This is a genomic window from Paenibacillus sp. ACRRY (genome assembly GCF_022346995.1).
Lineage (GTDB): Bacteria > Bacillota > Bacilli > Paenibacillales > Paenibacillaceae > Paenibacillus.
In genome coordinates this window covers 283155-301713 of the sequence record NZ_JAKRNM010000003.1, presented here as the reverse complement: position 1 = coordinate 301713, position 18559 = coordinate 283155, and the positions used below count along the sequence as shown (strand labels likewise).

Below are 18559 nucleotides of genomic sequence, written 5' to 3'. Positions count from 1 at the left end.
TTTCAGATAAAATATAGTAATGTGCGTTAAAGGAGGGCTGTTCATTGTTAAGCACGTTCTTTATTAATATCTGTGTCATGATCACATTCATGTACATATCCGGAATTATTGCCAAATACTATAACATTCGTGTCCCGTTTCCCTCATTGCGTGTGCAGATGATCGGCGGCCTCCTGTTTGGTATCTATGGCACTGTGCTGATGAACTATTCCTTCCCTCTCAATGAAGACACCATTGTGGATCTGCGCCATCTGGCAATCGTTACCTCTGCAGTCTATTTAGGAGGTATGGCATCAGTCATCTCCGGACTGGTCATCTCCATCCTGCGCATTGCCATGTTTGGTCTGTCGTCCGCAGCGATTGATGCCGGCTTCGTTATGACCCTCATCGGTTTGTCCGGTGTATATTTTGCATACGCTTCCTGGTCGAGATTAACCAAAATCATAACGATGAACCTGCTGGGCATTACACTGATCTTTGTGATTCTGATGTTGAATTCCAGCAGCATGAATTCATTAATGAAAGTATATCCGTTACAAATGACGATTTCCTTTGTCGGCGGGATCTTTATTTATTTCATCGCCGAATTTATTAATAAGTCGAATGAGATGTTATTCCTGCTGGAACGCAGAGCATCCACAGACCATCTCACCAATCTCAGCAATCGCCGTCAGTTTGAGAAATCCCTGCAACTGCAGCTGGAGCTTGCCCGGGAAAACAAACAGAAGCTTTCCCTGCTCGTCATCGACATCGACCGCTTCAAAAAAGTGAATGATACGTACGGTCACAGTGCTGGAGATGCTGTTCTGAAACAGCTGGGGCAACTACTCATCGAACATTCACGATCAGCTGACATGGTCTCACGTAACGGAGGGGAGGAGTTTGCGATCCTGCTGCGCGACTGCGGCAATCATCAAGCCCTGGCCATTGCAGAATCCATCCGCCAGTCTGTTGAAAAGTATCTCTTCGCTCTGCCGGACGGCACAACCATTCGCCTGACCATTTCGATCGGGGTAGCCGTCTTTCCGGATCATTGCGATGAGCAGGATGACGCTGACTTCTTCGAGCAGGCAGATCGTGCACTATATGAAGCCAAAAATACCGGGAGAAATCGGGTCTGTGCCATTCCGAAGCGATCCAAGGTACTTATCGGCAATCGTTTACTCTAGCTTAAAACCCAAAAAGGATGTCCCACAGTTTAGCCTAATGATGGCTGCGGGGCATCCTTTTTTACGATTTAGTTTGCTTGATTAAGCCTTGGAAGATTGCTAACCCCTAAGACAGGATCTGCTCGATCTCTTCAATAATGGCTGAGTCCAGTTTCACACCTGAAGCAGCAGCATTCTCCTTTACCTGCTCCGGACGGCTTGCCCCTACAAGTGCACTCGACACATTGTTTTGACGCAAAATCCAAGCAAGTGCCAGCTGGCCTACCTTGAGGTCCAGCTTGTCCGCTACTTCAATCAGCTGACGCACTTTTCCGATTTTGTCTGCATTGATCTTGCCTTCATCCCAGCCGAGCTTCGCTGCACGGGAGTTCTCCGGAAGGTCTGAAACAGAGGCATACTTGCCGGTTAACAACCCTTGTGCAAGTGGAGAATAGACCACTTGTCCTATTCCCTTGCGCTCACCAAGTGGAATAATCTCCTTCTCAATGTAGCGGTCAAACATATTATAGACCGGCTGATTGACCACGATATGATCGAGCAGAAGACGATCAGCGGTACCCAACGCAGCCTCCATCTGAGCAGCTGTCCATTGGCTTACGCCTACGTACAGCACTTTCCCTTGACGAACGAGGTCATCCAGTGCCCGCAGCGTTTCTTCGATCGGTGTTTCCGTATGATAACGATGGCAATAGTAGATGTCCACATATTCCACGCCTAAGCGTTTCAAACTGGCATCACATTGCTCCTTAATATGTTTGCGGGATAAGCCCTGGTCATTCGGACCATCGCCCATTTTGCCGAACACTTTGGTTGCAAGAACATAGGAATCACGGGAATATGCTTTCAGAGTCTGCCCAAGCAGCTCTTCCGCAGCACCGCGCTCGTATACGTTCGCTGTATCAAAAAAGTTGATGCCTTCATCGAATGCGGTTTCAATCGACTTCACCGCATTTTCACGCTCCACATATCCTCCGTACGTCAGCCAGCTGCCCAAGCTGATCTCGCTTACTTTCAGTCCGCTTCCACCCAATCTGCGGTATTCCATTGAATGCACATCCTCCTCTAGATTAATTAGTATGGTTCTTACTTTTCTATTGTAACGTAACCAGCGTGGATGAAAAGGGATTTAACAAAAGAAAACGGATAAATAAACAAATCGAAGTTGAGTCGCAACCTTTCCTTATACAATAAAATAGCGTACCTGATTAGGTACGCTGCTTATATTTGATTATGCCCGGTGCAATGTCGCGCTCAGTGCGTTCAGCAAGTCCAACTGTCTAACCGGCTTGGTCAAGACAGCATTAACGTTCCCCGCCTCCTGAGGATCCATATGCATCCCGTAGGGGACCAGCATGATGATGGGGAGTTGTTCGGCCATTCCCTTCAATTCTTGAATAAACTCCATGGCCTTGTCTGGATGTAACCCCATATCAATAACCGCAATTTCAGGCTCAAGTCCATTTTTCATCCAGTCTTTTGCCTGGCTCGTGTCTGATGTCATGTTCACATCCATCTGCCACCTGCGCATGAGGGAAGATACCCCCTGCAGAATATCAGGAGCTTTGACCAGCAGTACCGTTTTACCTTTCAATCGCTCTTGAATGCCTGTAAGCTGCGGAAGTTCCCAGTGCCTCATCAGGGGCAGTCTGATCTGAAATTCCGTCTCCTCTTCACCCAGGCTGCTCACCTCAATACGCCCATGCATGAGAATGGCGAGATTTTGGCTGACAGCCAAACTGAGGTTGGTGCCCACAAGCTTTTGAATGCTGACATTTCCGTCCAATGTATTAAATGCCTGCAGTTTTTTGTCTGATGTCAGCATCCGACCCGTATATTTGATATGAAGCAGCAACGTACCCGCCTCATCCACATTCTGACCATCTACGATTGCCGTAACAAGCACGGAGCCTGCACGTGTTGAATCAATGGCATATTTCAGCACATTTGCGAGCAGCTGACCGATCTTGACCTCATCTCCCACGAACACCTGAGAGATGTTCATTTCAAGGTTCAAACCCAGCTCGATTCCTTTCTCCATCGCCAGCCCGGCATGCAGGTACACCGTACTCTCAATCGTGGAAACCAGATCAAAGGGATCGTCATGAACTACCGTTTTGCCTGTTTCATTAATATTAAAGTTCATTATATTATTCAGCAGAGACAGGAGGATGTTGCCACTGGTCTCGATCATGTCCACATATTCCACATGCTCTTCGGGCATATTCGGTGTACGCATCAGATCGGTTAAACCAAGAATGCCATTGAGCGGGTTGCGAATCTCATGACTCATCAGCGCGATCATCTGCGCTTTCGTCATCGCTTCCGATTCTGCACGTTCCTTCTCCAACTGCAGCTGTTGCTTCAGCTGCTCCGTATCGTTCAGCTTCTGTTTCTGTATAAGCAAATTACTCTCCAAGTCAACGACATATCCAAGAAATACAGCCATGGCGTTCAACGTCTTCATATCTGTCTCACTGATGACATAGTCCGGCTTGTCCATTAAACAAATGGTCCCAAAAGCTTCGCCCGAACGCCGCATAATGGGTATGCCCACAAAAAAACGGTTACCGAGCGCCTTCGTTACATCCATTGAGCAAGTCAGCGGATGTGCTGCAGTATCCGTTATGGTCAGGTTTTCTTTTGTATTTCGCAGTACCAGACTGCAGTAGGAAGAATCAAATGGAAGTTCACTGCCACTAAAAACCAGTTCCTCGTTTCGGTTAAAAGCTTCCAAAATGACATTGGTCATCCCATCATTGGTAGCGACGAAGATCGTATTGACCTTCAATACGCCGCTTAACACGTCCACGATGTGGGACGCTGCTTCCTGTACATTTTCATAAAAGCCTCTCGTTATCCCTGCCGTTCCCATGATCCACCCCTCAAATCTTAGCTGTATTTCTACATCTCTATCTCAAAATGAATCTGTCCTGTATATGAGGGTCAAATTTCTTAAGTTAACTGTCACAACATGTACATATATGTTTACCACCATAGAAGCCCAAGAGAACCATAGTGTATGAAAACCATGCTTATCCCTAGTACAGCGTAAATAGGAATTATACTCTTACCCGTTCACTTTGAAAACCTTTATCCATTCCCCCCGCTTCAACTCGTGCCGATAGAAGGTCACTGTGTGAGAATGATCACACCCAAAAATCCACATATAGTTTATAAATGGATAATGCAAGTCTACATATAGTATTTAGTTGAAATAACCGATAATAAAAATCAATATTTGGGAGGAATCTCACATGAACCTGCTTGAGTATGCCACACCACCGGCATCCGATCTATTATCCGACCTGGGAAGACGAATTATTGGCGCAGAAGACGCGGACACATTGAGGGAGAACGCTAACCTCAACGGCGATTCGTTCAGCGGCAAAATGAGCAGGCTCGGCTCGGAGACGGCCAAGTGGCATGCTCTTCGTCATGTGCTGCCGGGAGAGCTTGCTGCATCTGTGGAGAATGGAGATCTCTACGTTCATGATCTCGATCAGTATGCCCTTGGAACAACCAATTGCATCTTTATTCCGTTTGATCGACTGCTGGCCTCTGGCTTCAATACAGGTAACGGCTCCGTGCGTACGCCGCAGACCATCATGTCTGCAATGGCGCTTGTTGCCATCATATTTCAATCACAGCAAAACAGTCAGTACGGCGGGGTATCCGCCAACAAAATCGACTGGGATCTGGCTCCTTATGTACAACGCTCCTTCCGCAAACATTATCGCAAAGGACAGCGTTTGCTTGGAGAGCACACACAGATTGACGACGAGCAGCTGCACCTGGACAGTCCACTGGCACGGGAAGCATGCCCGCGCGCTTTCGCTTTTGCCTGTGAGGAAACAGAACTGGAGACTGGACAGGCTGCCGAATCCTTGATTCACAATTTGAATACCATGAGCAGCCGGGCAGGTGGACAGATTCCTTTTACCTCACTGAACTATGGACTATGCACCTCAGCCGAAGGCAGGCTTGTATCCCGTTCTCTGCTGGAAGCAACCATCCGCGGCCTTGGCGGCGGGGAGACCCCAGTGTTTCCACAGCATATCTTCCAGTGCAAGCAGGGAATTAACCAGGCACAAGGGGAACCCAACTACGACTTGTTCCGTCTAGCCGTGACCTGCTCTTCCCGGCGCATGTATCCGAACTTTGTGAACGTGGATGCATCATTCAACCTGCCATATTATCGTCCTGAAGATCCGGATACCATCATCGCCACTATGGGATGCCGTACACGTACGCTGGCAGACCGCTTCGGACGCAATCGGCAGAGCGGTAAAGGCAACCTGTCGTTCAACACCATCAATCTGGTCAAACTCGGCATTCGCTATGGCATCTGTCAGGGTGCACGGGCCGTCGCCGACCGTACAGGATTCTATGCAGCACTGGAAAAGGTCATGGATCGTGCGGCCTCCGGACTGCTGCACCGCTATCGTATTCAAACAGCACAACCTGCCAAGGCATCTGATTTCATGATGCGGGAAGGTGTGTGGGAAGGCGGTGAGCAGCTCGCACCAGATGAACCGGTAGCCGAACTGTTGAAGCATGGCACCTTGTCCATTGGTTTCATTGGGCTTGCCGAATGCATGACCGCGCTGTATGGCCGGCACCACGGACAGGACCCCCATATCCACCGTGAAGCGTTGAACGTTATCCGCGCCATGCGTGAATTCTGTGATCGAATGAGTGAACTGCATAACCTGAATGTTACGCTGTTTGCCACGCCCGCCGAAGGGCTGTCCGGCAAGTTCACCAAGATTGATCGCGAGCGGTATGGCCTCATTGCTGGGGTCAATGACCGGGAATACTATACCAATTCATTTCACATTCCGGTCTATTACACCCTGCCGGCCTACCGCAAAATTGAATTGGAGGCTCCCTTCCATACGCTATGTAATGCCGGAGCCATATCCTATGTTGAACTGGATGGGAATGTACGGGCCAATACCAGCGCCTTCCAGCGTATTGTTCAATATGCACTCGCACAGGATATCGGATATTTCTCCATTAATCACCCGATTGACCGCTGTCCAGCATGCGGATATGAAGGTGTCATCGGTGATGTATGTCCTGGGTGTGAGGTACATGAGGACCACGTGCACTTTCAGCGATTGCGCCGGGTCACCGGTTATCTTACCGGCGACTACAAGGTGCGCTTCAATTCCGCGAAACAGGCAGAAGTGCGGGACCGGGTGAAACACAAGTGAATCTGTATGGATATATTCCCGAGTCCGTAAATGAAGGGCCTGGTCTGCGCGCCGTCATCTTCATCAGCGGGTGCCGCCATGCCTGCCCGGGATGCTTCAGCCCGGATTCATGGAGCTTCCGGGCAGGGGAACCGTTCACCGCGGAGCGGCAGCAGCAGATTTTGCATGAGGTAACTGCCCATCCCCTGCTGGATGGGATTACATTATGCGGAGGTGATCCCTTTTTCTCAGCAGAGGCATGCCTCCCGTGGGTTCGCCGTTTCCGCGAAGCATGCCCTGACCGGACGGTGTGGGCCTATACCGGATTTACCTATGAAGAGCTTGTCGCTGATCCCATTCGGGCAGAACTGGCCTGGCTGTGTGATGTCATTGTAGATGGCCCCTACGTGGCTGCTGAGCGGGATGTGTCCTTACCCTTTCGGGGCAGCCGCAATCAGCGCTTGGTGGATGTGCAGGCGACATTAAGAGAACAAAAAATTGTTACAGTGAGCCTTGAGTCGTTGTAGCATGATCCCATTCGATATTCTCATTGGAAATACGCAGAGGATGAATTGCGTTTATTTTCGATGAGATTTTTTTTTTGGTTTTCACTACTCACTTCTTTATTGCATGTCGATATAATATATAGATGGTTACTAAAATAAACTTTGGCACTTTTCTATATTAAACATTTTAGGAGGAAGTTACCCAATTATGGATATTATTCAAGCACTCATTACATGCATGCCGTTTTTCCGTGATACCATACGCCAGGATGTAACCCTTTCCATTATTGATCGGGAGAAGTTCCTGTACTTTTCTGCAGGAGAGTCCTTAAAACAATTGGAATTCAAAGCGGGAGACCCTTTGCTTGAACCCAATCGTAATTTTGCCGATCTGAAAGGAACTACGGAGAAACAATTCGATCATTACCCCAAAGAATTATTTGGTGTTCCCTTTGATGTATCGTACTTGCCGATCAAAAACGAACAGGGTGAGGTCATTGCCATATTCAATCTGCTCTACAGCATGGACGACCAGGCTCAGTTACAACAACTCATGGAAGCAACGGAGCATCTGACCAATCAGCTTATCGATAGCGTCCAGCATGTGGCTGCACATTCCGAGGAGCTCAGTGCCACTACAGAAGAGATTCGAAACAACTCCAAACAAGCTGTACAGAAATCAGGAAACGTGACTCAGGTTGCGAGCTTCATTCGGGAGATTTCGGAACAAACCAATCTGCTTGGGTTGAACGCAGCCATTGAGGCTGCCCGTGTAGGTGATGCAGGAGCAGGATTCGGCGTCGTTGCGAAGGAAATACGCAAACTATCGGTAGATACCAAGCAAGCCACTACCCAAATTGAGGAATCCCTCCTCGCTGTCCGGCAATCCATTCATATGATGGAAAATGAGCTTGGAGAGATCACCGCCAGCTCGCAGGAACAGGCGGAACTCGTTAACAATTTTATGAGTACCATTGAACAGCTGAATGAAACCAGCCAGCAACTGAAACAATTCGTGAACAAACTGATTACGTTTGACGGCAGGTAAATTACATATCGATGCTCAAGTCGAAAAGCCCCCGAATCTGATTCGGAGGCTTTCTTCTATTGAATATAATTTAGGCTCATTCTATTTGTTTTTAGCGAATCTCAAAATGGCTTATGCGTACACCCGCAGACAATACAAGATAGATGTCTCGTTGACCTGCTGCACCTTGAAGATCGGCTTTTACCGTAGACCATTGCTGTGCACCACTTTGTGCGATGTCGACACGTCCTGCCAGCGTACCATCCGCTGCATCCAGACGAATTTCCAGCGCCGCACCTGACTGTTCTGACGAAACACGTGCTTCAATGACTGCTGTATAATCACCCAGATCGGCGTCTTTGAAGGCAATCCATCCTTGCTCACCAGTCACACGGACAGAAGTTCCACCTTCTTTGCTCTCATCCAGATCGACACCAAAGTAGGCATCATAATTCTCAGCACGTGTCACCACGCTCAGATTACGGGCAGGAATTGTTTCGCCATCTACCGTCAGATCAGCAACAAGCTGAATATCGGATGACGATTTACCGACCATGATGGAATACGTTCCTGCTTCCACCACATAACGATCACGGGTTACATCCCAGATAGCCAGTTCCTGTACTGGCAAGTTGAAACTCACTTTTACGGTTGCACCAGCTTCAACATGGAGACGACGGAATCCTTTTAACGTTTTGAGTGGACGTTTCACCCGGGATTTGCCAGCACGTACATACAACTGCACTACTTCATCACTGGCAATGGTTCCGGTGTTGGTTACGTCGACGGTTACTTGAACCGTTTCTTCTGTTCCCGCTTGGTCAGGATTCAACTCCAGGTTGCTGTATTTGAACGCAGCATACGTTAATCCATGTCCGAATGGATACAGTACATTACCTTCAAAATACTGATACGTACGTCCGGATTGGATGATGTCATAGTCCTTGATATCCGTTAACTGATCTGCCGATTGCACCCACGTCATATTCAGACGGCCTGCAGGCGCGTAATCTCCGTAGAGTACGTCAGCGACAGCCGTACCCAGTTCCTGTCCTGCATGGGAAGTGTACAATACAGCCGGGATGTTCTCTTGAACCCAATTGGATGTGAACGGGTAACTGCCCACAATAACCACAATGGTATTCGGATTGGCAGCATATACAGCCTCAACCAGACGCTGCTGGGATTCAGCCAGATCCAGACTTGGACGGTCGATCTCTTCCTTCCCGTTCACAAGTGGATTGTTACCGACAAATACAATAGCCGTTTCCGCTTCCTTCGCTGCTGCTACGGCTTCATCCAGCCCGTTCACAACGATGTCCTTCTTAAACGTCTCGGTCGCACCAAAAGACTTCAGCTCTTCTGACACGGCAAATGTGTCATTTCCACCATTTGGTGCGGTAACCGTTTTGCCATTCCATGTTGTCAGGCCCACACTACCATCTTCCTGCGGAAGCAAGTGGAATACTTCCTTCACGAACCAGCCGTACACTTCATCTGCTGAAGCCGTTACCGTTTCTTCGTCTGTGGTCAGATATTTGCCATTGCTTTCTGCCTGCAAAGTAAGACTGCCGAAGCCCCAATCCGTTAGCGTGAACGTCTCAGCTTCTCCCGATGCAACGAGAGGTGATTTCTCGCCTTCAGCCAGTCCGATTGCTTTTCCATTCGCCACTGAAGTCAATGTAATCCGGTCATTTCCATCCTTGAACGCAACCTTATCACTGCCTACCTTGCTGCTAATCGCTTCAAGCGGAGATACGCTGTAAGGCATAGTGCCAGCATACCAGTCACGGTAAACGGTGCCGCCCAGCTGACCAATGACAGCCACTTTGCCTGATTTTGTTTTATCCAGCGGCAGAGTGCCTTTATCGTTTTTGAGCAATACGACCTGTTCTCTTGCCGCTCTTAGCGATAGGGCCTTCGCCTTCTCTGTCATCATCGCTTCTTCGCCAATGGACGCATACGGGTTGCCTTCAGCCGGATCGAACTCACCCAGGCGGAAACGTACACGGAATGTATTGAACAATGCCAGATCGATATCTTCCATTGTAAGTGTTCCTTGTTCAAGGCCTTCACGCAGTGCTTGCTTGGACAGATCCGCATCATCGGTAATGCTGTCGATTCCCGCTTTTACAGATTCCACCGTGCCTGGTGTATGGGAATCATAGTACTTATGATCGTTCTTGATCCCCATCACATCACCTGCATCGCTGACGATAAAACCATCCATGCCCCACTCGCCTTTGACAATTTCGTTCACAAAGGGATGAAGCAGCGCCGGCGTACCGTTAATGGAGTTATACGCGGTCATCATCGACTGCGCTCCACCTTCCTTGAACGGCTTCTCGAATGCTTTCAGATAATATTCACGCATATTGCGCGGATCAATGCTGGATGACCCGCTTCCGCGATCCACTTCATTATTGTTGGCAAGGAAGTGCTTGAGCGTTGCAACAGCCTTGTAATATTTCGGATGATCTCCCTGAATTCCCTTAACCAGTGCTGTGGTAAGTTCGGCAGTCAGTTCCGGATCTTCGCCATAAGCCTCTTCATTGCGGCCCCAACGCGGGTCACGTTCCATATCTACTGTAGGTGCCCACAAGGTGAGACCGTTCACAGCCGGATTGCGTTTGTAGAACACGCGCGCCTCGTCCCCAATGACAGAACCGATTTCTTTCATAAGTTCCGCATCCCATGTGCAAGCCAGTCCAACAGGCTGCGGGAAGGATGTAGCTTCGCCAAGCCATGCCAGGCCATGAGCGGCTTCTGTTCCGTGTTTATAAGCAGCAATACCCAGGCGTTCTACCGCTGGCTGGTATTGCAGCATGGATTCGATTTTTTCATCTTCTGTCAGACGGGATACCAGGTCTTTAACCCTTGCGTCCAGTTCGAGCGATGTATCCTGAAATGGATATTTGGTTTGATTAGTCATGGGTTGGAATCTCCTTTGCACTTCAGATCGTTATTGGGTAATGATAGCGAATACATTAAATGTAATGAACATTGTGCACTTCAATAAATATTTGACTCGTTTTATATAGTTGGAAACACTGTTAAATCAGCATTTTCACATCTGTACACGTTATCTTATTACATTTACTAAAACGGTTTCGATAAATCTATCATAATGCATGTCTGGCAAAAAAAACAGGGGTCCTCCCCAGGAAAATGTGAACAATGATTTGTAAAGTCTCTGCCACCTCGTTTTATTCGTACATAGTGTGGCAATCATGGATAGGAGTACATCCCCTTCGCGCTTGCCTGGGATACGAACCATTTAATTATGACCTGAAGAAAGATCAAGGAGGACAACCGAATGAGCAACAATCAACAGCCCCCGGCGGGCCTACCCCCCATACCGGAATCGATCTGGAGGGCTACTCACGAATTTGATGCCTATCCGAAGCTTACTGAAGATATCACTGCAGATGTAGCCATTATTGGTGCAGGGATTGCAGGAATCACAACAGCCTATTTGCTTGCCCAAACTGGGATGCGTGTTGTGGTGCTTGAAGCCGGGAAAGTACTGGATGGTACAACTGGACATACAACAGCCAAGGTTTCTGCTCAGCATGGGGTAATTTTCGATGAACTGCTTCACCATTTCGGACAAGAACAGGCACGCATGTATTATGAAGGCAATGCTGAGGCTGCCAACTGGATGCGCAATCTCGTGAAAGAGAAACAGATCGATTGCCAGTGGGCGGAGGAAGATGCCTATGTGTATATTCAATCCGAAGATAATCTGAAAAAGCTGGAGATTGAGCTCACCGCTTACGGCAAATTGAACATACCAGGTCAGTGGGTCGATCCGCTCCCTATCCATGTTCCGTCTAGAGCAGGCATTAAGATGCCAGGTCAAGCACGCTTTGATCCGCTCGCTTATTTACACCACTTGCTTGACTCTGCCGTTAAGCAGGGAGTGCAAATCTATGAGCATACGACAGTCACCGACGTGGAAGAAGATGCTTCACTTCATGTACGGACTTATGGTAATGGTCCATCCGTGACAGCAGAACATGTTGTTGTAGCCTCCCACTTTCCTGTGTATGACCCAGGCTTTTATTTCACAAGGCTGCACGCCGAGCGTTCTTATGCGGTTGCAGTAGAACCTCAAAAGCCTTATGCTGGCGGCATGTATATCTCGGATGATGAGCCATCCCGTTCCCTTCGCAAGGTGCTCCACGAAGGAAAGGAACTCATCCTCTTCGGCGGGGAAAACCATAAAACCGGACAAGGAATCTGCACTTATGGTCACTATGAACGCCTCGAACGCTTCGCAGAAGAAACGTACGGCATCCGCAGCATTCCGTTCCGCTGGTCCGCCCAGGATCTGATATCCATTGATAAGGTGCCTTATATTGGACCGATTACCGGGAGACATGAACGAGTTTATGTCGCTACCGGGTTCGCCAAATGGGGCATGACCACTGGAACGATGGCCGGACACATCCTGGCAGATCGTATCACCGGTCGTGACAATCCCCATGCCGCTGTCTTCGATCCAGCCAGATTCAAGACAGATCCAGGTGTAAAAAACTTTATTATCGAAAACGCGAATGTAGCGAAAGAGTTGATCTCTGGAAAAGTAGGCATCGTTCACAAGGACGTCAGCGAGATCGGCAATGACGAAGGTTCCGTTGTCCGACATAACGGTAAACGCGCTGGTGCCTATAAGGATACCAGTGGCAAACTGTTTTTGGTCGATACAACCTGTACGCATCTGGGTTGCGAAGTCGAATGGAATGAAGGCGAACGCTCGTGGGATTGCCCTTGCCACGGTTCCCGCTTCGACTTTGCCGGCAAAGTCATTGAAGGACCGGCTGTCAAAGATCTCAAAGTGCTTGAAGCTACAGAATAAACAAGGTAGATTCGGTTTACAGACCCGGGTAGGATTCCGTCTTCGGACGGAGGCATCCTACCCGGGTTTTGCGTATGCTGTTCTTATGGGAAGTCAATCGAGGTTTACACCAACATCGGGTGTCTTTTCTTGAGTACACCCATGATACGGAACTATTTTTAAATCACTACCTTGCAATATACAGTACTGAATGCTATTATGATTTCACAACTACTGATCAATACACACTAGTGATTGAAGAAGGATTAAGGAGGAACCTGTGTGAACGTGAATATCCAGTTCAAAAAGGGAGTGCTGGAGCTATGCGTCCTGGTGCTGATTAACCGCCAGGATCGGTATGGCTACGAACTGGCTCAGGCGGTTTCCAAACATATTGAAGTTGCCGAGGGTGCACTGTACCCATTACTCCGCAGACTTGTTCAAGACGGGTACTGCACCACCTATTTACAGGAATCAAGCGAGGGACCGCCCCGTAAATATTACAAGCTGTCGGATACAGGTCGTGACTACATGCAGGCACTAACTACGGAATGGAATGAATTTGTGCGCAATGTCGCAAATCTGATTGAGGAAGGAACCCATAATGAATAGACAACAATTTATGCAGGCCATGGAAATTCATCTGCGGCCGATGGAGCCACAGGAACGGGCGGAGCTGCTCGCAGACTATGATCAGCACTTCGAGCTCGGGCTCCAGGAAGGAAGAACTGAAGAGGAGATTGCCCGCGAATTGGGCCGTCCGGAAGAGATTGCACGGGAAGCACTCGGTGACCGCTATGACGTGAACACGCCGGGTTCCGATCCCTTCTACGCTCCGACTTATGGTGAAATGCGGTCGCCGAAGAACAGCAACCGGGCAGCTCGCAACTTTTTTACAGGTATTGGCCTGATCTTTCTGAACCTCATCCTTGGGATCCCTCTTGGGTTAACCCTCTGGTCGCTATGGCTCGCCATTGCCAGTATGTCCTTGCTGGTATTGGCCCCGGTCGCAGCTGCGGTGGACTTCCTGTTCCTCAGTCAATTTGATAAGGCAGAGCTGTTCGTGGCTATCGGGGCATTTGGTGTTGGAATTCTGTTCTTCATGGCCGCGAAGTGGGTATTCAAGGGCTTCAAGGCCGTCACGCTACAATACATTAGATGGAACAGTAAGACGATGAAAGGAGACGTTTCCGCATGAGTACAAAAAAGTGGTTGGCTTTGGCAGTCATATGTATAGGGATAGGTTTGCTCGGAACGTCCATATATGGGATCCAGTTCGGAGATGATCGGGAAGCTTACTCCAAGCGGTGGGATTTCAAGAACGATGAGTTGCAAAACGTAATTATGGATGCCAATTTTAGCGCAGATATCGAATTCGTGGTCAGCCCGGATTCCAATGGTTATATTGAGGTAGACGGTAAGTGGGACCCGGTTGTCATCCAAAGTTTCGAACAGGCCACGTTATCTGGCGGCACGTTCAAGCTGGCTCAGACACAACGTGAGCGAATACAGTTTTTCACCCTGTATTGGAGTGATCGGGATTCCAAAATCACCGTAGCCCTGCCTGAAGGTCACCAATTAGATGAAGTTAAACTCGATTCATCCTCAAGCGACTGGAAGTTGGCCGGCTTACATGCCAATCTGCTTGAGCTCAACAATACCTCGGGATCCATTCGTCTGGAAGACATATCGGCCACGCGTATTGATCTGGATCTCACTTCAGGGGACATTAAGGCTTCAGCTGTCGAAGGCGATATGACTATCAATCAAACCTCCGGAAGTTTCACTGCAGATCAGGTAGCAGGTAATGTGAACAGCGAAATAACATCAGGAGATGTAGAAATCACACAGCTAAACGGATCTGCCAATATCCGCTTCACTTCTGGCAGTGTTCATATCGAACAGACCCATTCTGCACCTGTGGATGTATCGGGACAATCAGGTGACGTCTTTATTCAAGCTGCACCCGATTTTGAAGGAGTCTACGACGCTCGTGCCACTTCTGGAGATGTAAATGTACCGGAATCTCCAATGACTAGCAAGGAAATCATCAAGGCCCGTACCACCTCTGGCAGCATCCGTATCATCAAGTAGTGATGAAGCAAATATCAGAACTGTGGGTAATATAGTATAATCAACTGCCATTCCAACTTATAAGGAGGAATTACCCACATGGAACTTAAAAATAAAACGGCTGTCATTACAGGAGCCGGTAAAGGTATCGGCCGCGCCATTGCCGAAGCACTCGCCAAGGAAGGTGTACATCTCGGTTTGATCGCACGTACTGCTTCCGATCTGGAGGCTCTGCAGCTAACGTTAAGCGAGGCATATGGCATTAAAGTCACAAGTGCTGTAGCTGACATTTCCGATCGTACACAGGCTGAAGCAGCAGTAGCAGCAATAGAAATGGAGCTTGGTGCGGTTGACATCCTCATCAATAATGCAGGTATTGCCAGCTTCGGCACCTTGCTCGACATGGAGCCTGAAGAATGGGAGCGTATCCTGCATGTTAACGTTATGGGTACATACTATGTGACTCGTGCCGTCCTGCCGAGCATGATTAAGGAAAGCAGTGGCAGTATTATCAACATTGCTTCTACAGCAGGTGAACGTGGATTTGCTTCAGGTTCAGCATACTGTGCATCCAAGTTCGCACTGCTTGGCATGACCGAATCCCTGATGCAGGAAGTACGTAAATCCAACATTCGTGTAACGGCACTGACACCAAGCACAGTCAATACAGAGCTTGCTACCAATGCCGGATTAAAAATCGGAGACGAGGATCGCATGATGCAAGCGGAAGATGTAGCTGAGCTTGCCCTGGCAACACTTAAGCTCTCCGATCGTGTATTTGTCAAAGCTGCTGGAATCTGGACAACCAATCCGCAGTAACAGCAGAAATGAATCTGGCCGCCCGGAAACCTCCTGGCGGTGTTTTTTTCATTTGCCAAAGTGGTGCTGCACGGCTTTACTTATCCCACAAACGGTCCAGATCCAGCTCTTTGGACACCGCGATTAACACGACTGCTGTCTCATCTCCAATATTCGTTACCTCATGAGGAACGATGGCATTCCAGCTAAACGAATCCCCAACTTCCAATATCTCAACGTCCTCACACTGTGCTGCACGAATCCTGCCCTGGAGGACAAGGTGACTCTCTTCACCGGCATGCTTGTTAACCCCTGTGGAAGCACCAGGCGGCAGTTCTACAATCGACATGCGCATGGCCCCTTTTGCCGTCAGATGCTGTACCTTGATCGACCCGCTCCCCGCAGTCGTTTCCTCCCGCTCATCCTTGCGTACTACATTCATCCGCTGCTCTGGCGTAAGCAGCAGGTATGGCAGGGGAACCTCCAGATAATCCGCGATACTTTCAAGTGTAGCAATGGAAGGGGATGTTTTGTTATTTTCGACGTTGCTTATGAACCCTTTTGACAACCCCGTCCCCTCGCACATTTGCATGATTGTAATCTGTTTCTGCTTCCGAATCGTGCGAATGGCCAAACCGATATCCATAATGCTTTCCTACCTTTCTCTTGCTAAAACCTCAATCTGTCGCACGGGGAGACTCATAATAAATGATCCGGTTGCCAAACGGATCTGTCACAGTCATTTCCCTTAATCCCCAAGGCGTATCCGTAATTCCCGGCCTGGACTGTTTATATTTTTTCTGATTAAGCCTGCCACAGAGTGCACCCAGATCCTCCGTCTCTATTCGCAGCGCGGCTCCCGGCGTACAATCGCCGTGATGCTCGGACAGATGAAGAACAATGGAATCGAGCGATATCTGCATATATAAGGGCATCCCCTCTTCAAATCGATGCTCCCAATCCACGCCAAATCCCAGATAGTCAACATAGAATTCCTTAGCCTTATCCTCATCAAATATTCTCAAAATAGGCACGATCCCTTGCAGCATCCTGATCACATCCTCGGGGTTAATATGAACATCACAATCAGCAACGTTATTTTGGTATTTAATTAGAGATTTCTAATACGTAACATATTTTCATAATACAAAAAAAATATTGACCCTACAATGGATCCATGATAAATTTTGTTCATTAATAAGAATATTTATTTCATATTAGTGAACTATTATGCGATTAACTTATTTCAGGCGGTGATTCCAATGAATACATCATTTACTTATGAAGTTCGATTGCCTTCGGACTACAATACAGATCAGCAATATCCCGTTATTTTTGCCCTACATGGCATGGGTTCGGATGAGCAGGACATGCTTCGTCTAATGGAACCGATGGAATCCGATTTTATTATTGTAGCTGTTCGGGGACCTCTTGTTCAGGGCAGCGGTTATGCCTATTTTCAAATTAAAAGCATTGGTAATCCTGTTCGTGAGCTGTTTGATACCTCGGTTCAGGGCTTGCAGCAGCTGATCGGAGATTTGTCCTCTGAATATGCCATTGACCCGACTCGACGTTATATTGCGGGATTCAGTCAGGGTGCCATTATGGCAATGACGCTCTCCTTGATCATGGGCGATGCTATTAAAGGAATCGTAGCCATGAGCGGATACATTCCGCAATTCGTAAAAGACGAATATCCAATAGAGCCTGGAACATCGTTATCCGTATTTATCTCCCATGGAGATCAGGATCACATGTTCCCCCTGCAACTGGGTGAAGACAATACCGCTTATTTCCGTAGACACCTCAGCAATGTAACTTACGTTCCTTATTCTGGTGGACATCACGTCACTGCAGAGCTTCATGATCAATTCCAACTATGGCTTCGCAGCGATGCTGAACTGGCTGCCGACCATACGAAAGGACTGAATGCATAATGATGCCATCCTTCTTTATCGCACATGGTGCGCCTTCACTTGCACTGGAGGAAAATGTATATACCGAATTCCTGCAAAAACTCGGACAGGATCTGCCCAAACCGCGAGCCATCGTCTTATTCTCCGCACATTGGGAGTCCGCAACTCAACTTGTATCCTCTACGGCTCAATATGAGACGATCTATGACTTTGGCGGTTTCCAGCCGGAGCTGTATCAGATCAAATATCCGGCTCAAGGGCACGCAGAGACAACGGCAGATGTTCTTCGTCTGCTTGAGGAAGCCGGCATTCCCGCTGAGGCTGATTCCGTGCGCGGGCTGGATCACGGTGCCTGGGTTGTTCTTCGCTTGCTCTACCCGAATGCAGATATCCCGGTCATTGCACTTTCCGTGAATCGCTACTTGACGAATGAGCAGCAATATCAGATCGGTCAAGCACTTGCTGCACTTCGCGAACAGGATATCCTTGTGATTGGCAGCGGCGGCACAGTCCACAATTTGCGCCAGCTAAACTGGGAAAGTAACGGTGTGGACTCCTGGGCCATGGAATTCGACCAATGGCTGGAGGACAAGCTTGTCCAGTGGGATACGGAAGCCCTCTTCGCTTATGACAAGGTGGCACCATCCGCTCGTGCAGCAGTCCCTACACCAGAGCATTTTGTTCCCCTGCTGCTGGCCATGGGAGCTGGTGATCAGACCAAGAGGGCATCTCTGTTATTCAAAGCATATCAATACGGCAATCTAAGCTTGTCCTGTTGGAAGTTTGAATAAGAACGTTTAAGCAGCAATATTCATCGCTGAACGTATAGAATTCAACAAACGGCACTCCCTAGGAGTGCTTTTTTTCATGCCTTTTATATGAATTGAATATCTATAATTCTCCCTTATTCAAGACCCTATAATTTGTCCATATTATAATATGACCTTTTTTGCATAATGCTGGGATATGTAAAGCGGGTTATAATAACATTTAGTGGTAATGCACAAGATGTAACTAAGAATCTTAAATTTTACA

At 48.3% G+C, this 18559-nt stretch carries 16 protein-coding genes; 11 read left to right on the top strand and 5 right to left on the bottom strand.

The features are described from left to right. Positions 1-44: 44 nt before the first annotated feature. Positions 45-1169, top strand: coding sequence for a GGDEF domain-containing protein (locus MH144_RS14920; RefSeq protein ID WP_239301606.1), 1125 nt, complete (start codon positions 45-47; stop codon positions 1167-1169). A 106-nt stretch (positions 1170-1275) separates the two neighbouring features. Here MH144_RS14920 and MH144_RS14915 read toward each other — a convergent pair whose 3' ends face one another. Then, entirely contained in the window at positions 1276-2214 is a 939-nt protein-coding gene (locus tag MH144_RS14915) for an aldo/keto reductase family protein (RefSeq protein WP_239301604.1), read from the bottom strand. Between the two features lie 183 nt (positions 2215-2397). Further along, positions 2398-4041 carry a GAF domain-containing sensor histidine kinase gene (locus MH144_RS14910; RefSeq protein ID WP_239301602.1) on the bottom strand — a complete coding sequence of 548 codons (1644 nt, stop codon included), beginning with the start codon at positions 4039-4041 and terminating at the stop codon, positions 2398-2400. A gap of 382 nt (positions 4042-4423) precedes the next feature. On the opposite strand from MH144_RS14910, the gene MH144_RS14905 reads away from it, so the two are divergent. The 3 genes from MH144_RS14905 to MH144_RS14895 all read left to right on the top strand — a co-directional run bounded on the left by MH144_RS14905 (position 4424) and on the right by MH144_RS14895 (position 7918). Continuing rightward, positions 4424-6385: an anaerobic ribonucleoside triphosphate reductase gene (locus MH144_RS14905; RefSeq protein WP_239301592.1), complete on the top strand. Its 1962-nt coding sequence runs from the start codon at positions 4424-4426 to the stop codon at positions 6383-6385. Then, entirely contained in the window at positions 6382-6891 is a 510-nt protein-coding gene (nrdG, locus tag MH144_RS14900) for an anaerobic ribonucleoside-triphosphate reductase activating protein (RefSeq protein WP_239301590.1), read from the top strand. The genes MH144_RS14905 and nrdG overlap by 4 nt, the downstream gene beginning before the upstream one ends. A 187-nt stretch (positions 6892-7078) precedes the next feature. Continuing rightward, a complete protein-coding gene (locus MH144_RS14895; protein WP_183523418.1) occupies positions 7079-7918 on the top strand; it encodes a methyl-accepting chemotaxis protein in 840 nt (279 codons plus the stop codon). A 91-nt stretch (positions 7919-8009) separates the two neighbouring features. On the opposite strand, the gene MH144_RS14890 is transcribed toward MH144_RS14895, so the two are convergent. Then, positions 8010-10829 carry a glycoside hydrolase family 3 C-terminal domain-containing protein gene (locus MH144_RS14890; RefSeq protein WP_239301580.1) on the bottom strand — a complete coding sequence of 940 codons (2820 nt, stop codon included), beginning with the start codon at positions 10827-10829 and terminating at the stop codon, positions 8010-8012. A 384-nt stretch (positions 10830-11213) separates the two neighbouring features. Between MH144_RS14890 and MH144_RS14885 the strand changes: the two genes are divergently transcribed. From MH144_RS14885 to MH144_RS14865, 5 genes are all read left to right on the top strand, one after another. Next, positions 11214-12758, top strand: a complete 1545-nt coding sequence (locus tag MH144_RS14885) for an FAD-dependent oxidoreductase (RefSeq protein WP_239301566.1) — start codon at positions 11214-11216, stop codon at positions 12756-12758. A gap of 261 nt (positions 12759-13019) precedes the next feature. Further along, complete coding sequence (locus MH144_RS14880; RefSeq protein ID WP_127537344.1) at positions 13020-13349, top strand: PadR family transcriptional regulator; 330 nt, start codon at positions 13020-13022, stop codon at positions 13347-13349. Further along, positions 13342-13935, top strand: a complete 594-nt coding sequence (locus MH144_RS14875; protein WP_239301564.1) for a DUF1700 domain-containing protein — start codon at positions 13342-13344, stop codon at positions 13933-13935. Before MH144_RS14880 ends, MH144_RS14875 begins: the two co-directional genes overlap by 8 nt. Continuing rightward, the gene (locus tag MH144_RS14870) at positions 13932-14831 is read left to right on the top strand and encodes a DUF4097 family beta strand repeat-containing protein (RefSeq protein ID WP_239301562.1); all 900 of its coding nucleotides are present in this window, start codon (positions 13932-13934) and stop codon (positions 14829-14831) included. Before MH144_RS14875 ends, MH144_RS14870 begins: the two co-directional genes overlap by 4 nt. A 78-nt stretch (positions 14832-14909) precedes the next feature. Then, positions 14910-15629, top strand: coding sequence for a 3-ketoacyl-ACP reductase (locus MH144_RS14865; RefSeq protein ID WP_239301560.1), 720 nt, complete (start codon positions 14910-14912; stop codon positions 15627-15629). A gap of 76 nt (positions 15630-15705) precedes the next feature. Here the strand turns inward: MH144_RS14865 and MH144_RS14860 are convergent, their stop codons facing one another. Together MH144_RS14860 and MH144_RS14855 are read right to left on the bottom strand one after the other, a co-directional pair. Continuing rightward, complete coding sequence (locus tag MH144_RS14860; RefSeq protein WP_239301558.1) at positions 15706-16254, bottom strand: helix-turn-helix domain-containing protein; 549 nt, start codon at positions 16252-16254, stop codon at positions 15706-15708. A gap of 31 nt (positions 16255-16285) precedes the next feature. Continuing rightward, positions 16286-16657, bottom strand: a complete 372-nt coding sequence (locus MH144_RS14855) for a glyoxalase superfamily protein (RefSeq protein WP_239301556.1) — start codon at positions 16655-16657, stop codon at positions 16286-16288. Positions 16658-16870: 213 nt separating this feature from the next. Between MH144_RS14855 and MH144_RS14850 the strand changes: the two genes are divergently transcribed. Together MH144_RS14850 and MH144_RS14845 are read left to right on the top strand one after the other, a co-directional pair. Further along, on the top strand, positions 16871-17545 hold the full coding sequence (locus tag MH144_RS14850) for an alpha/beta hydrolase (RefSeq protein ID WP_239301554.1): 675 nt from the start codon (positions 16871-16873) through the stop codon (positions 17543-17545). After that, entirely contained in the window at positions 17545-18315 is a 771-nt protein-coding gene (locus MH144_RS14845) for a DODA-type extradiol aromatic ring-opening family dioxygenase (RefSeq protein WP_239301543.1), read from the top strand. The genes MH144_RS14850 and MH144_RS14845 overlap by 1 nt, the downstream gene beginning before the upstream one ends. Positions 18316-18559: the final 244 nt, after the last annotated feature.